The 15067-nt window shown below is 69.1% G+C and carries 16 protein-coding genes and 1 pseudogene; 6 read left to right on the top strand and 11 right to left on the bottom strand.

The features are described from left to right. Positions 1–133 precede the first annotated feature (133 nt). The 7 genes from mutL to ACXJKQ_RS24060 all read right to left on the bottom strand — a co-directional run bounded on the left by mutL (position 134) and on the right by ACXJKQ_RS24060 (position 7333). A complete protein-coding gene (gene mutL / locus ACXJKQ_RS24030) occupies positions 134–2086 on the bottom strand; it encodes a DNA mismatch repair endonuclease MutL (protein ID WP_457108210.1) in 1953 nt (650 codons plus the stop codon). 63 nt (positions 2087–2149) lie between these two features. After that, positions 2150–2506, bottom strand: a complete 357-nt coding sequence (locus ACXJKQ_RS24035; RefSeq protein WP_457108211.1) for a hypothetical protein — start codon at positions 2504–2506, stop codon at positions 2150–2152. A gap of 96 nt (positions 2507–2602) precedes the next feature. Continuing rightward, positions 2603–3589: a branched-chain amino acid ABC transporter permease gene (locus tag ACXJKQ_RS24040; RefSeq protein ID WP_457108212.1), complete on the bottom strand. Its 987-nt coding sequence runs from the start codon at positions 3587–3589 to the stop codon at positions 2603–2605. A 23-nt stretch (positions 3590–3612) separates the two neighbouring features. After that, entirely contained in the window at positions 3613–4500 is an 888-nt protein-coding gene (locus tag ACXJKQ_RS24045) for a branched-chain amino acid ABC transporter permease (protein ID WP_457108213.1), read from the bottom strand. A 28-nt stretch (positions 4501–4528) separates the two neighbouring features. Further along, positions 4529–5746 (bottom strand): ABC transporter substrate-binding protein, encoded by a 1218-nt coding sequence (locus ACXJKQ_RS24050; protein WP_457108214.1) that lies wholly within the window; start codon positions 5744–5746, stop codon positions 4529–4531. A gap of 92 nt (positions 5747–5838) precedes the next feature. Next, on the bottom strand, positions 5839–6582 hold the full coding sequence (locus ACXJKQ_RS24055) for an ABC transporter ATP-binding protein (protein ID WP_457108215.1): 744 nt from the start codon (positions 6580–6582) through the stop codon (positions 5839–5841). Next, entirely contained in the window at positions 6575–7333 is a 759-nt protein-coding gene (locus ACXJKQ_RS24060) for an ABC transporter ATP-binding protein (RefSeq protein ID WP_457108216.1), read from the bottom strand. The genes ACXJKQ_RS24055 and ACXJKQ_RS24060 overlap by 8 nt, the downstream gene beginning before the upstream one ends. A 210-nt stretch (positions 7334–7543) precedes the next feature. Between ACXJKQ_RS24060 and ACXJKQ_RS24065 the strand changes: the two genes are divergently transcribed. The 3 genes from ACXJKQ_RS24065 to ACXJKQ_RS24075 all read left to right on the top strand — a co-directional run bounded on the left by ACXJKQ_RS24065 (position 7544) and on the right by ACXJKQ_RS24075 (position 10349). After that, positions 7544–8422: a 2-dehydro-3-deoxygalactonokinase gene (locus ACXJKQ_RS24065; RefSeq protein ID WP_457108217.1), complete on the top strand. Its 879-nt coding sequence runs from the start codon at positions 7544–7546 to the stop codon at positions 8420–8422. Next, on the top strand, positions 8419–9054 hold the full coding sequence (locus ACXJKQ_RS24070; RefSeq protein WP_457108218.1) for a 2-dehydro-3-deoxy-6-phosphogalactonate aldolase: 636 nt from the start codon (positions 8419–8421) through the stop codon (positions 9052–9054). The genes ACXJKQ_RS24065 and ACXJKQ_RS24070 overlap by 4 nt, the downstream gene beginning before the upstream one ends. A gap of 128 nt (positions 9055–9182) precedes the next feature. Next, the gene (locus tag ACXJKQ_RS24075) at positions 9183–10349 is read left to right on the top strand and encodes an alanine racemase (RefSeq protein WP_457108219.1); all 1167 of its coding nucleotides are present in this window, start codon (positions 9183–9185) and stop codon (positions 10347–10349) included. A gap of 15 nt (positions 10350–10364) precedes the next feature. Here ACXJKQ_RS24075 and ACXJKQ_RS24080 read toward each other — a convergent pair whose 3' ends face one another. From ACXJKQ_RS24080 to ACXJKQ_RS24095, 4 genes are all read right to left on the bottom strand, one after another. Then, complete coding sequence (locus tag ACXJKQ_RS24080) at positions 10365–10607, bottom strand: hypothetical protein (protein WP_457108220.1); 243 nt, start codon at positions 10605–10607, stop codon at positions 10365–10367. 150 nt (positions 10608–10757) lie between these two features. Then, positions 10758–10931, bottom strand: a complete 174-nt coding sequence (locus ACXJKQ_RS24085; RefSeq protein ID WP_457108221.1) for a hypothetical protein — start codon at positions 10929–10931, stop codon at positions 10758–10760. A gap of 146 nt (positions 10932–11077) precedes the next feature. Further along, positions 11078–11995, bottom strand: a complete 918-nt coding sequence (locus ACXJKQ_RS24090; RefSeq protein ID WP_457108225.1) for a histone deacetylase family protein — start codon at positions 11993–11995, stop codon at positions 11078–11080. After that, positions 11995–12936 (bottom strand): NAD(P)/FAD-dependent oxidoreductase, encoded by a 942-nt coding sequence (locus ACXJKQ_RS24095; protein WP_457108222.1) that lies wholly within the window; start codon positions 12934–12936, stop codon positions 11995–11997. The genes ACXJKQ_RS24090 and ACXJKQ_RS24095 overlap by 1 nt, the downstream gene beginning before the upstream one ends. Before the next feature lie 306 nt (positions 12937–13242). Between ACXJKQ_RS24095 and ACXJKQ_RS24100 the strand changes: the two genes are divergently transcribed. From ACXJKQ_RS24100 to ACXJKQ_RS24110, 3 genes and pseudogenes are all read left to right on the top strand, one after another. Then, positions 13243–13506 carry a hypothetical protein gene (locus ACXJKQ_RS24100; protein ID WP_457108223.1) on the top strand — a complete coding sequence of 88 codons (264 nt, stop codon included), beginning with the start codon at positions 13243–13245 and terminating at the stop codon, positions 13504–13506. Next, entirely contained in the window at positions 13506–14822 is a 1317-nt protein-coding gene (locus ACXJKQ_RS24105) for a DUF6538 domain-containing protein (RefSeq protein ID WP_457108224.1), read from the top strand. Before ACXJKQ_RS24100 ends, ACXJKQ_RS24105 begins: the two co-directional genes overlap by 1 nt. A 56-nt stretch (positions 14823–14878) precedes the next feature. After that, positions 14879–15067: pseudogene (locus ACXJKQ_RS24110) on the top strand (IS5/IS1182 family transposase); the annotation flags it as partial.

Consider the following 15067-nt stretch of genomic DNA (forward strand, 5'->3'; position numbering starts at 1 on the left):
GCTCATGGTTCCGAGCCTCCCCTTCCCGCGCCGGCCTTTCGGGACGGCCTGATCGCCGGTCCGCGGACCGTGTTTGCATCGCCCGTTGTGGACCGGGCGCCTCCGCGCCGCCAGCGGGATCGGCACCGGGACGCTAACGGCGACCGAACAGGCGTTCGATGTCGGCGAGCTTGAGTTCGATTGAGGTGGGCCGGCCATGATTGCACTGGCCGGAGTTGGGCGTCACCTCCATCTCGCGCAGGAGCGCGTTCATCTCCTCAGGCCGGAGGCGCCGGCCGGCGCGGATGGAGCCGTGGCAGCTCATGCGCGACAGCACGGCATCCAGGCGCCGCCCGAGCGGTCCGCCCTCGGCGGCCGGGGCGCCCCCCTCCTCCTCGCCGCTCGCCTCCAGGGCGTCGAGGATGTCGGTGACGAGATCGCGCACCGAGGCACCGATCAGCGCGGCCGGGACCTCGCGGACCAGCACCGCGCCGGGTCCGAACGCCTCGATGGCGAGACCCAGGCGGTCGAGGTCCGGGGCGGCGGCGACGAGCCGGTCAGCCTCCTCGGGACTCATCTCGACGACGTCAGGGATCAGGAGCCCCTGCCGGGCGATGCCGCCCGCTTCCCGCTCGGCCTTCATCCGCTCGTAGACGAGGCGCTCGTGGGCCGCGTGCTGGTCGACGATGACGACGCCGTCGCGGGTCTGGGCGAGGATGTAGGTCTCATGGATCTGGGCGCGGGCGGCACCGAGGGGGTGGTCGAGCCCCTCGGCGGCCTCGAAGGCGGCCCGGGTGTCCGCCCGGGGTGGGGCCATCTCGTAAGGCGGCTCCGGCGGCGCGAAGGCCGCCTGGGGCGCTTCGCCGAAGCCCGTCGGATCCGTGAGCGCCGGGTCCGGCGCCGGGCGCCACGCGGCGGCGGCCTGCCGGTAGCCGGAGGGCGCCCCCACCGAAGGCGCGCCGGCGGGGAACAGGCCCGGCCGGGTCGGCTGGAACAGGCTCGGCGCGGCAGCGCCGCTGTGGATCCCGAGCGGTGGGCCGGACGGACGCAGGGCGTCGAGGGTCCGGGCGCCGCCGGTGGTGGCCGAGCGGGCGCCGCCCCGGCGCAGGGCGTCGTGGATCGCGCTGACCATCAGCGCCCGCACGAGGCCCGGCTCGCGGAACCGCACTTCTGTCTTGGCCGGATGGACGTTGACGTCGACCAACTCGGGATCGCAGGCGATGGCGAGGCCGAGCACCGGATGGCGGTCGGAGGCCAGGGTATCGGCATAGGCCCCGCGCACCGCCCCGAGGAGCAGGCGGTCGCGGACCGGGCGGCCGTTGACCGCAAGATGGATGTGGGTCCCGGCCCCGCGGTGGTAGGTCGGCAGGCCGATATGGCCGGTCACCGCGAGCCCCTCCCGGGCCAGGGAGACGGGAAGGGCATTGGCGGCGAAATCCGGCCCGAGCACGGCGGCGAGGCGGCGCAGAGCCGCGTCCGGTCCGGCCTCCGCTGGCAGCACGAGGGGCTGCCCGGCATCGGCACGCAGCGTGAAGCGGATGCCCGGCTGGGTCACGGCGAGGCGCCGCAAGGCCTCGGCGATGGCGGCGTTCTCCGCCCGGTCGGATTTCAGGAACTTGAGGCGGGCCGGCGTCGCGGCGAACAGTTCGGTCACCTCGATCCGGGTGCCGCGCTGGGCCGGTGCCGGGCGCACCTGACCCTTCAGCCCCGCTTCGACAGTCAAGGTCGCCCCGGCCTCGGCCTCCCCGGTCCGGGTCACGATGGCGAGCCGCGACACCGCGCCGATCGACGGCAGGGCCTCGCCGCGGAAACCGAGGGTGTCGATCGCCGTGAGGTCGCCCGCCGGCAGCTTCGACGTGGCGTGACGCTCGACCGCGAGATCGAGGTCGTCCGGGCTCATGCCGCGGCCGTCGTCGACCACGCGGATGAGCCGACGGCCGCCGGCCTCGACGGTGACCTCGATGGTCTGAGCCCCGGCATCGACGGCGTTCTCGACCAGCTCCTTCACGGCCGAAGCGGGACGCTCCACCACCTCGCCCGCCGCGATGCGGTCGACGAGCACGGGATCGAGGAGGCGGACCGACGGCGCTGACGGGGATGCGGACATTGCCGCCGAGAATAGTCCCTGCACGGCGGCGATCCAATCGCCGCGTTGGGGGATCGCGGCCGCTCAGGCGCGCCGCGTCGAGCCGCCCAGGGAGATCCGGCCCGCGCCACCGCCCCGCGCCCCGTGGCTCGGCGCCGCGTAGGGTCTGCGGGACAGATCGTAGAGGGCGGTTCCGACGAGCCCCGCGGTCCGGCGCAGGCTCGTGCCGTCGCAGGTCGCCGCGACGCGGACGCCGAGCGCATGGGTGTGGCTGCGGCCGTAGAGCCAGACCGCGAGCCGCGCCCGGGTCGCTTCCGGTATGCCGTCGAGGAGGTATGCGGCCCCATCCGGATCCGCCTTGATCAGGCGGCCGACCACGTCCGGCGCGACGGGGCAGTCGAGGGCGGGATCGTCGATGCTGAGCGCGCGGTCGTGCGTCATGGCGGTCCCTGACAACCGAGGAGCGTCAGGGTGGGGTCTGTTGGTTAACGAAGTGTGACCGCGCCGGCCCATCGAGCCGCCGGCGCGGATCCGGCGCTACAGTGGCCGGCGGATCAGCCGGGCGATCAGGCCGACGATGCCCTCGCGGAAGAGCAGCACGCAGAGCACGAACACGCAGCCCTGGATGATCGTCACCCAGGCGCCGAACTGCGCGAGGTAGGTCTCCATGGTGACGATCACCAGCGCGCCGACGATCGGCCCGAACACGGTGCCCATGCCGCCGACGAGGGTCATCAGCACCACCTCGCCCGACATCGACCAGTGGACGTCGGTGAGCGAGGCCAGCTGGAACACGATCGCCTTGGTGGAACCGGCAAGCCCGGCCAGCGTCGCCGAGAGAACGAACACCGCGAGCTTGTACTGGCTGGCCCGGTAGCCCAGCGAGATCGCCCTCGGCTCGTTGTCGCGGATCGCCTTCAGCACCTGCCCGAAGGGCGAGTGGATGATGCGGTAGATCAGCAGCATCCCGGCCATGAAGATCACGGCGACCACGGCGTACATCGCCCGGTCGTCCGCGAGGCTGAACGTGCCGAACAGCGCCCCGCGCGGCACCGCCTGGATGCCGTCCTCGCCGCCCGTGAACTTCGCCTGCAGTGAGAAAAAGAACACCATCTGGGCGAGCGCCAGGGTGATCATCGAGAAGTAGATACCCTGCCGGCGGATCGCCAGAGCGCCGAAGACCAGACCGAGCAGCGCCGCCGTGACGGTCCCGCTGAGGATCGCGAGTTCCGGTGTGAAGCCGAGCTGCTTGGCCGTGTAGGCGCAGAGGTAGCTCGCCATGCCGAAATAGGCGGCGTGACCGAAGGAGAGCAGGCCGCCGTAGCCGAGCAGCAGGTTGAAGGCGAGCGCGAACAGCGCGAAGCACAGAACCTTCATCAGGTAGACGGGGTACAGCACCAGCGGCGCCACGATCAGCAGCACGGCGATGCCGACGAAGATCAGGCGATGCAGCGCCTTGTCGTCGCGGCTGTTCGGCAGCGCTGCGGCGATCGGGGCGGCGTCGAGGGCGGCGGTGTCGGCCATGAAAATCGTCCCTCAGATCGCGATCAGGCCGCGCGCCCGAACAGGCCGGCGGGTTTGACGAGGAGCACCACCACCATGATCACGAAGATCACGGTGGCCGAGGCCTCCGGATAGAACACCTTGGTCAGTCCCTCGACGAGGCCGAGGGTGAAGCCCGTGATCACCGAGCCGAGGATCGAGCCCATGCCGCCGATGACGACGACGGCGAAGACCACGATGATGATGTCGGCGCCCATGTTGGGGTTCACCGAATAGATCGGCGCGGCAAGCACCCCGGCGAAGCCCGCGAGCGCGACGCCGAACCCGTAGGTCAGGGTCAGGAACAGCGGCACGTTGACCCCGAAGGCCTGGACCAGCGTCGGGTTTTCGGTGGCGGCGCGAAGGTAGGCGCCGAGCTTGGTCTTCTCGATCACGAGCCACGTGGCGATACAAACGACGAGCGAGGCGACGACCACCCAGGCCCGGTAGTTCGGGAGGAACATAAAGGGCAGGCGCTGGCCGCCGGACAGTTCCGCCGGGATCGCGTAGGGGAGCCCGGAGACGCCGTACTGGTTGCGGAACAGGCCCTGGATGATCAGCGCGAGGCCGAAGGTCAGGAGCAGGCCGTACAGGTGGTCGAGCTTGTAGAGCCGGGCGATGAGCACCCGCTCCAGCACGATTCCGAAGGCCCCCACCACCAGGGGCGCGAGCCCCAGCGCCCACCAGTAGCCGAGGCCGAAATAGGTGAGCAGCATCCAGGCCACGAACGCGCCCATCATGTAGAGCGCGCCGTGGGCGAAGTTGATGATGTTCAGGAGGCCGAAGATGATCGCCAGCCCCAGCGACAGGATCGCGTAGAACGAACCGTTGATCAGGCCGAGCAGCAGTTGCCCGAACAGGGCCTGCATCGGCACACCGAAGATCGTGGTCATGGCCGTACTCCGCGCCCCGATCGCATGCTCAGCCCTTCACGAGGGGGCAATTGCCCTCATTGAGCGGCCGGAAGACCTGATCGCCCGGGATCGTCTCGAGCTTCTTGTAGAGATCCCACTCGCCCTTCGACTCGGCGGGCTTCTTGACCTCGAACAGGTACATGTCGTGGATCTTGCGGCCGTCCGCGCGGATCACGCCCTTGCCGAACAGCGGGTCGTCGGTGGGCATCGCCTTCATCTTGGCCACCGCGGCGGCGCCGTCGGCGGTCGACTTCAGCTCGGCCACAGCCTTCAGGTAATGGAGCACGTCGGAATAGACGCCGGCATGGTTGGCGGTGGGCTTCGAGCCGCCCTTCATCTGCTTGGCGAACCGGTCCGAGAAGGCGCGGGTCTGGTCGTTCAGGTCCCAGTAGAACGGCTCGGTCAGCACCAGCCCCTGGGCGACCTTGGTGCCGAGCGAGTGCACGTCCGACGAGAAGACCAGGAGGCCGGCCAGCGCCTGCCCGCCCTCGGTGATGCCGAACTCGCCGGCCTGCTTGATCGAGTTGATCGTGTCGGTGCCGGCATTGGCGAGACCGATCACCTTGGCGCCCGAACCTTGCGCCTGGAGCAGGAAGGACGAGAAGTCCGAGGTCGGGAACGGGGTCTTCACCGAGCCCACGACCTTGCCGCCGTTCTTGGTGATGACCGCGCTGGTGTCGCGCTGGAGGGTCTGGCCGAAGACGTAGTCGGCGGTGAGGAAGAACCACGAAGTACCGCCGCGCTTCACCATGGCGCCGCCGGTGCCGTTGGCGAGCGCCACCGTGTCGTAGACCCAGTGGATGGTGTTCGGCGTGCATTGCGGGCCGGTCAGGTCGGCCGTGCCGGCGCCGGTGTCGATGAAGACCTTGTTCTTCTCCTTGGTGACCTGGCTGATGGCGAGCGCCACCGAGGAGGTCACGCCGTCGGTGATCATGTCGACGTTGTCGCGGTCGTACCATTGCCGGGCGATCGCGGCACCGACGTCCGGCTTGTTCTGGTGGTCGGCCGAGACGATCTCGACCTTCAGGCCGTGCTGCTCCGGCTTGAAGTCCTCGAGGGCGAGCTTCGCGGCGACCACCGAGCCCTCGCCGCTGATGTCGGAATAGGCGCCCGAGCGGTCGCCGAGGATGCCGATCTTCACGTTCGTCTGTGCCGCCGCGGTACCCATCATCAGGGCTCCGGCGAGGGCGGCGAGGGTCACGGGCCGGGCGATACGTCCGAACATTGCGTTTTCATCCTCCGGCGGCGCGGCAGATCTTGCCGGCCGAGTATCGAGACGCCGATTGCTGGCGATTCTAGCTTCTTCAGGTGCGGGCTTCAGACGCCGAGATAGGCGTGCAGCTTGTCGATATTGGCGTCAAGCGCGTCGTTGGGGATCATATCGACCACCCGCCCCTGCTCGATGACGAAATGCCGGTCCGCCAGCGTCTGGGCGAAGCGAAAGTTCTGTTCGACCAGCACGATCGTGTAGCCCTGGGACTTCAATTGCTGGATGGTGCGGCCGATCTGCTGGACGATGACCGGTGCGAGACCTTCCGTGGGCTCGTCGAGGAGGATCAGCTTGGCACCGGTGCGCAGGATGCGGCCGATCGCCAGCATCTGCTGCTCGCCACCGGAGAGTTTGGTGCCCTGGCTGCCGGCGCGCTCCTTGAGGTTCGGGAAGAGCTGGTGGATCTCCGCCACCGACATGCCCCCCGGCTTCACCCGCGGCGGCAGCATCAGGTTCTCGTGAACCGTGAGGCTCGCGAAGATGCCCCGCTCCTCCGGAACGTAGCCGAGCCCGAGCCGGGCGATGTTGCGCGAAGCCATCCGGATCGTCTCAACGCCGTCATAGACGATGGAGCCCGTACGCTTGCCGAGGATGCCGATGATCGCCCGGAGAGTCGTGGTCTTGCCGGCGCCGTTGCGGCCGAGCAGGGTGATCACCTCGCCCGCACGGACGTCGATATCGATCCCGTGGAGCACATGGCTCTCGCCGTACCAGCCCTTCAGGCCGCGGACCGTCAGGAGGGCGTCGGCCGCCTTGGCCGGAGCCGGGGTCTTCAGTGCCGCCTCACGCATGTCCCGCCCCGATATACGCTTCGACCACGCGTGGATCCTTGGAGACGGTGGCGTAGTCGCCCTCGGCGAGCACCTGGCCGCGGGCGAGAACGGTGATCCGGTCCGACAGGGAGGCGACGACCGACAGGTTGTGCTCGACCATCAGGATGGTCCGATCCTTCGAGACCCGGCGGATCAGCTGCGCCGTACGCTCGACATCCTCGTGGCCCATGCCGGCCATGGGCTCGTCGAGGAGGAGCATCTCGGGGTCGAGGGCGAGCGTGGTTGCGATCTCGAGGGCGCGCTTGCGGCCATAGGACAGCTCGACCGCCAGCACGTCGGCGAACTCGGAGAGACCGACGGCCTCCACGAGGGCCAGCGCCTCGCCGTTGAGCGCCCGCAGCACACGCTCCGGCCGCCAGAAGTCGAAGGAATCGCCGCGCCGCCGCCGCTGCAGGGCGATGCGGACGTTTTCCATCACCGTGAGATGGGGGAAGACGGCCGAGATCTGAAACGAGCGCACCAGGCCGAGCCGGGCCACGTCGGCGGCCTTCAGGCCGGTGATGTCCCGATCCTTGTAGCGGATCGTCCCGGCGGTGGGGATGAGGAACTTGGTCAGCAGGTTGAAGCAGGTGGTCTTGCCGGCACCATTCGGCCCTATGAGGGCGTGAATCGTTCCGCGCTCCACCTGCAACGCCACGCCGTTGACGGCCCGGAATCCGCGGAATTCCATCGTCAGGCCATCGGTCGCCAGGATTATATCCCGTGCCAAGCGTGTCCCTCCCGGGTTAGACTTCTTGCCGCCATATCGCCGATCCCCGGCCCTACAGTCCATCGCAATCGATCACGGCGACGCGACAATCCCCGGTGAGTGATATCGATCGGACTGGCGGCGCAGATCCGCGTGGTCTGAGCTTGACCGGAACACATCGCGTGATTAACGCAGACAAATTCTGTCGACTTGCTTCGGGAGGGCTACGGCATGGTCGGTCAGGCCGCCTATCTCGCTGTCGATTGGGGCACGACCAACCGACGGGCTTACGCCATGTCGGCCGAGGGCACGGTGCTGGACAGCCTGCAGGACGACCGCGGCATCCTCGCCCTCACGCCCGCTGATTATCCGGCCGAGATCGACGGGCTGCGTGCGCGGCTCGGTGCACACGCGGTCATCGCCGCGGGGATGGTCGGATCCAACCGGGGCTGGCGCGCGGCGCCCTACGTGGCCGCGCCGGCAAACCTCGTCGCCCTGGCGGATGGCTGCGTGGAGGCCGCACCCGGAGTGCGGATCGTTCCAGGGGTCGCCCTGCGGGACGGGAAGCGTCCCGACGTGATGCGGGGCGAGGAGATCCAAGTCTTCGGCGCGATCGGCACGGGGGCTGCGCCTGCGACCGCACTGTTCTGCCAGCCTGGCACCCACAACAAGTGGATCGAAGCGGTCGACGGTGCGATCACCGATTTCACCACCGTGATGACCGGTGAGATTTTCGCCCTGCTGCGCGGACACGGCATCCTGGCGGGAATGCTCGACGGTGACGTCCGGGACGGAGCGGCTTTCCGGAAGGGCGTGCGCCGCGGCCTCACGGCCCAAAACCTCGCTGCGGCGCTTTTCGAGGTTCGGGCCGGCCTGCTGCTCGACCGGCTTTCTCCGGGCGACGCCGCGTCCCACGCCAGCGGCATCCTGATCGGCGCCGATGTCGGCACCCGGGCAGATCTGGGTCGGCGCCCGGTCCATCTGCTTGGCGGCGGCACTCTCGGCGCGCTTTACGCCGCCGCCATCACCGAGGCGGGCGGGAACCCGATCGTCGTGCCGGACGGTTCCACCACGGCCGGCATCCACGCCATCTGGAGTCTTCGGGCATGACGATCCTCGACCGGTTCGAGGCGGCCTTCGCAGCCTGCCCCCTCGTCGCGATCCTGCGGGGGCTGACTCCGGACGCCGCGCCGGACGTCGGCGACGCCCTCGTCGAAGCCGGCTTCCGCCTGATCGAGGTCCCGCTTAACTCCCCCGAGCCGCTGCGGAGCATCGCGATCCTCGCTGAACGGCTCGCCGGGCGTGCTGTGGTCGGTGCCGGGACCGTGCTGACGCCGGCGCAGGTCGATGCCGTCGCGACCGCCGGCGGGACATTGGTGGTCTCGCCGAACGTCGATCCGGCGGTGATCGCCGCGACCGTCGCCGCCGGCCTGGCGTCCCTGCCGGGCTACCAGACCCCGACGGAGGCCTTCACGGCCCTGGCGGCCGGGGCGACCGCGCTCAAGCTGTTTCCTGCGGACGTGGCGACGCCTCTTGCGCTCAAGGCCCACCGCGCGGTCCTGCCTCCGGGCACGCGGGTTCTGGCGGTCGGCGGGGTCGTGCCGGACAGCATCGCGGGCTGGCGGCAGGCGGGAGCCGACGGCTTCGGTCTCGGATCGAATCTTTATCGTCCGGGCAAGGCGGCCGACGACGTGGCCCGCGATGCCGCCTCGTTCGTGGCCGCCCTCGAGCGATCCGTGTGAGGTCGCGACCGACCCCCCGACCAGGATAAGCCGCGGCTCCCGCGCCGAGACGTCCTTCTCCTGCGCCCTTGGACCGGGGTCGGGGCTCGCCTATCAGGCACCTGAGTCCGGACTCAGGAGAGCAGTCGATGATCGGTGACAGCGCGGGATCGCCCGGAGGCCATGGTCTCGATCGACTGGAAACCCCGTGCCTCCTCCTGGACGCGGACAAACTGGACGCCAACGTCGCCAGGATGCGTGATCATCTCGACGGTCTCGGCGGCGCGCTGCGTCCGCACCTGAAGACCGCCAAATCCCTCGACGTCGCGCGGCGGGTGATGGCGAGTCCCGCCGGACCGGCCACGGTTTCGACCCTTCGGGAGGCGGAGTATTTCGCCGAGGGCGGCGTCCGCGACATCCTCTATGCCGTCGGCATCGCCCCCCGGAAGCTCGACCGCGTCGGCGCGATCCGCCGACACTGGGGGGCAGACCTCGCGATCGTCGTGGATTCGATCGTCCAGGCCGAGGCCGTCGCCACCTGGAGCCGCCGCAACGGCGATGCTCTGCCCGTGTTGATCGAGGTGGATGCCGACGGCCATCGTTCCGGGGTCGGACCGCACAATGTCGAAGTGCTCGTCGCCATCGGGCGTGCCCTCGCCGGAGGCGCCAGCCTGCGCGGCGTGCTGCTCCACGCCGGAGACAGCTACGGCTTGAGCGACCCCGTCGACCTGCGGCGAGCGGCCGAGGCCGAGCGCGTGGCCGCCGTCGCGGCGGCCGACATCCTGCGCGCCGCCGGGCTGCGCTGCCCGATCGTGAGTGTCGGCTCGACGCCGACAGCCCGGTACGCGGCGGATCTCACCGGCATCACGGAGGTGCGGGCCGGCGTGTTCATGATCGGCGACCTGTTCCAGGCGGGCGTCGGCTCCTGCGCGGTGGACGATATCGCGCTCACCGTCCTGGCGACGGTGATCGGACATCAGCACGACAAGGGCTGGATCATCACGGATGCCGGATGGATGGCGCTCTCCCGCGACCGGGGCACGGCACGGCAGGCGGTGGATCAGGGCTACGGACTGGTCTGCGATCCTGCCGGCCGGCCTTATCCGGATCTGATCGTGCGGGATGCCAATCAGGAGCACGGCATCGTCGCGGTTCGGACGGGCGCATCGGCTGCACTGCCCGACCTTCCGATCGGGGCGCTCCTGCGGATCCTGCCCAACCATGCCTGCGCGACCGGTGCCCAGCACGATCGCTATCACGTTCTGTCGGGTGGCTTACCGACCGGCGCGGTCTGGCCGCGCATCAATGGCTGGTAGGACGCGGCGCGCCGTCTAGTGGCGGTTCGCGACGGTCCGCTCCGAACGGCCGGAGCGATCCACGACCGTGCGGCAGGCGGTGCTGAGGACCATTCGCTTCTCCCGCAGGCAGAGGGTGATCGCTCCGGCATTGGGAATCTGCGCGGAACACAGGCGCATGACGTCCGGGGTGCAGGCGGCGCGGTCGGCTCCCATCTCCGAGAGAGCCGGCGCCGCGCCGACGAGGACGACGAGCAGTGCGAAGGGGGCGGACTTCATCGAAAACGTTTCCTTTGAACGAAGTTGGCTGCTGCAACCGGCCAAGCCTGGGCGCCGGGCGAGAACGCCGCCGACGGCCAAGGTTTCCCCTTGCGCGTGACTCATTCTGACGCAGGCCCGTCGATGATGGTCGCTCGGGCGCGGCCGGGCTCAGGGGCGTCCATCCTGTCCGATCGCTCCCGTGGTGGCAGGCTCGATCGACGCGGCGCCGACGAGCGGTTGCGCCCGCTGCCGGTCGACCTTGTCCGCCGAGACGAGGGCGGCGGCGATCAGGGCCGACACCGCCAGCGTCGCCTTCACCACATCCCAGACCCGCGCGAGCATAGTTGAACCCCTATGGCGTCACTGCGTGCAATCCGCGAACACAACTCGGCAATCCGCGGCTCCTGGATCCTGGGTCGATGCCGTTCCCAAACCCTTTCGCCGGCGGCGAGAACTGCAGATCACCGAAGACGTGATGCAATCAGGTCTCACCTGTTCTCTGGAGGGATATCCGCCTCTGCCGCCAAGGCCTCGAAGACCAGGGCATGGCGCCGGGCCAGGGCCTCGACATCGTGCGTGTATCCGCCACCGATCACCGCTGCGAGCGGGATCCCGCGGGCGCGGGCCTGGGCGACGACGAAGCGGTCGCGGGCGAGAAGCCCGTCGTCGGTGAGGCAGAGCCGGCCGAGGCGGTCATCGCGGTGGGGATCCACGCCGGCATTGTAGAAGACGAGGTCGGGTGCGAACGCGTCGAAGAGGGCCGGCAGGCGCGCGCGCAGGACGTCGAGATAGCCGCCATCATCGAGCCTGTCGGGCAGGCCGATATCCAGGTCTCCGGCGATCTTGTCGGAAGGGTAGTTGTTCTCGCAGTGAACCGAGAACGTGAACAGGTCCGGGCTTCGGGCGAGACAATCCGCGGTGCCGTCGCCCTGATGCACGTCGAGATCGACCACGAGGACGCGGCGGACGAGCCCTTCGGCCTGGAGGGTGCGGGCGGCCACCGCGACGTCATTCAGCACGCAGAATCCGGCCCCCTGTCGGCGCCGGGCGTGATGGCTGCCCCCGGCAGCGCTCCCCGCCAGACCTTCGGAGAGCGCGAGTCGGGCCGCCAACAGGGTGCCGCCCACCGAAGCGCGGGAGCGGCGGACGAGAGCCGCGTCGACCGGAAGTCCGATCGCCCGCTCGATGTCCCGGCCGACATCGCAGGCGAGCACCGCATCGACGTAGGCGGCATCGTGAGCGCGGATCAGAATGTCGGCTCCGGCAGGCTCGGGCGTCACGAAGCCCAGGGGCGCCAGGCCCTTGGCGATCAGCGTGTCGGCGAGCAGGCCGTATTTCCGCATCGGGAACCGGTGGCCGGCCGGGAGCGGCGCTTCGTAGGCGGGATGGAAGGCGATCGGCGGGATCACGCGTGCCCGTCCAGGTCGTCCAGCAGGGCGCGGGCGAGCGCCTGTCCGCTGTCGTACGCCGCCTCGATCCGCGCTCCGAGGCACCAGTCCCCGGCCGCGCCGACGCGCAGGGCCGGATCGTACAGGCAGGGCAGCTGCAAGGCCGTCTCGACCTGCGCGTAGCGCCAGCGATGCGCCTCCGCGTAGGTCGGTCGAAGGACGCAGCCGAGGGTTTCGCCGGCCGCGCGGACGAGGTCGGCGACGATCGCCGCGCGGGGGGCTTCGAGCTGCCGGCGCGACCAGCCGGGCGTGGCGTGCACCGTGAGCCGGACACCGGCGGGCCGCCCGGGCTTGGACGAGTCGCATGCGATCAGGCCGATCGGATCCGCGCGCGGCTCGATCAGGAAATCCGGCATCGCCACGTCCACCGCCATCATGACGGACCAGCAGGGTGCGTAGATGGCGCGTTCGACACCGGGCATCGCGAGACCGGATGCCGCGAGCAGAATCGCGACCTGCGGAGCCGGGAAGGTGATCGCCACGGCATCGAACCGGCCGTGGACGGCACCCGACGCGTCGTCGAGATACCAATGTCCATCCTCCCGACGGAGGCGCGTGATGGTCGTGGTCCGTGCCACCGGAAGTTCTGCAAGGAGGTCGCGAACGGGCTCGGTCATGCCGGGCACGCCGACATACCGTCCGGAGCCGGCCCAGGGCGCAACGACGCCCTGCCCCGCCCACCGGTCGAGCTGTGTTGCGAAGGCGGTGCCGTGCGCCCGCATGAACTGGGCGCCATGATCGAATTGCAGGTCGCCGATGCGCCGGGTCGCCATGCGCCCCCCGACGTTGCGACCTTTGTCGAACACCTGGACACGAAGCTCCGCCTCGGCGAGCTGCCGTGCGGCGGCCGCACCGGCCATACCGGCGCCCAGAACCGCGACAATCCCCTGTTCGTTCACCAGGCCGCTCCACCGCGTGGGTCGGCCCTCGCGGCCGCGCAACAGCGAAGATAGGCGACGGCGCTCGGGAGGTCAGGGCGACCGATGTTCGCTCCGCGGGCCGGCCGCCAGCGGCAGCGCGATCCCGGTTCGGAAGACATGAGGCGGCCATCTGTGCCGCACGGCCGTCGGAGGGATGGTGGTGCGGGTAGAGGGAATCCGCACCACCGGCTCTGGATCATCGTAAAGTATTGTCAAAAATCAACTTTGACCGTCGTTGAGACTGTCGTTATACTTTGTCCTTGGCGATTGTCGTTGAGGCCTCCGATGCGTTTCCGCCAGATTACCGAGGGCGTTGCCGAGAGCCGCCTCGCCCCCCACGCCGGCCTGACGCAGTTCGTGAAGAAGTTCGTCGTGAACGACGAGGCCGGAATATACCGGCCGGGCCCGATGCGCGCGTACGAGGCCGAGGCGGCGGCGTGGTCGCGGGTCCCGAACCCGACCAGCCGCTGGCTCTACACGCGCGGCCGGATGGCCATCTATTTCGCCGACGATGCCACGGCGACCGCCTTCAAGATTCGGTGGGTCTGATGCGGCGTCCGAACAGCGGGTACCTGTACCGGCGTGGATCGGTCTGGTGGCTCCAGTTCCAGTACCCGCGGGATTCCGGGCGGAAGGCCGTGCAGCGGAGCTTGAAGACCAGGGACCGAACGCACGCCGAGCTTCTCGCCCTGCCCCTGATCGAGGCGCACAAGCGCGAACTGTGGCTCGCTGCGAATCGGCGGAACGGTCACTTCCTCATCCGGCCGCAGTCGGATTACACATACCCGTTGGGGAAGACGGTTCGGGACGACGGCGTCGAGATCTGGGGCACGCCTGAATCGGCGTTGCTGCTTCACCCGGACGGCCGGCGCGAGGAAGTCCGAAACGGACCCCGCGTCTTAATGACGCAGGAATTCGACCCAGAGCGCCCGGACGGCTTCATCGTCTGGGCGAAGCATCCCGACCAACCCAAGGTCTGGCCGGTCGTCGGCGAATCACCCGAGCCGAAGCGCCCTGCCCCCAGAACTGACCCGGATCTGAAGCTGCTGGAGGACTACCTCGCGCTCCAGCCGCGACCGACGCACTTCGTCAACGACGCGCGCCGCTCCTGGGCGAAGTTCAAGGCGTTCGTCGATCACAAGCCGCTGGCCAAATGCACGCGCGACGACGGCCGGGCGTTCGTCGCCCACCTGAAGGCGCAGACCCCGCCACCGGCCCCGGTGACGATCCGGAAATGGTTGAGCCACCTGAAGGCCCCCATCGCCCACGGGCTGCCGAAGCACGATCCGGCCCAGGACATCTTCCACAAGCTCCAGGGCAAGGTTCAGGTCCAGACCAAGCGCCTGCCCCTGACGGAAGCCGACATGACGCTGTTCCGGGAGAAGGCTCTCCCCAAGATCGGCGACGATGAGCGGCTCCTGTGGATGATGATGGCGACCACAGGCATGCGGCAGAGCGAGTGCGATTCTCTGATCGAGGAGTTCGAGGAAGACGGCATCCGCTACTGGATGATCGGCGTATCCGACGTGAGTGCGAAGACCGAGACCTCGATGCGCCGGGTTCCGATCCCGGACGTTCTGATCCCGCTGCTTCCCGCCCGGACCGAGGGACGGCTGTTCAAGAAGCCGATGGTGATCGTGAACAAGAACGTGGGTCGGTGGATGGAGCGGGTTGGGATCACCGACAAGCGCAAGGTCACCTACTCGCTGCGCCACCGCGCCCATGACCGGATGCGGGCGGTCTCCTGCCCCAGGGATATCCAGCTTCAGATCGTCGGTCACGATTCGCGAACCATCCACGACGATTACGGCGTTGGGCATCCCGTCCGCATCCTGAAGGAGTGGATCGAGAAGATCAGCTACTAGGAGCCCGTCCGAGTAATCCTCTCGACGGCGTGGCCTGGGAGTGATTCACTCTGCTCATGGCCAAGGTGTTTCGCTCCTGGGATGTGGATCAGGGCTGGTTGCTGCCGCCCTCGTTGCACGAGTTCGTGCCACCCTGGCACATGGCGCACTTTGTCCGCGACACGGTGCGGGAGGCGCTCGACCTCTCGGCCATCCTCGACACCTACACAGAGGAGCGCGGCTACCCGCCCTACCATCCCGGCATG

Source organism: Methylobacterium sp. P5_C11, assembly GCF_054049775.1.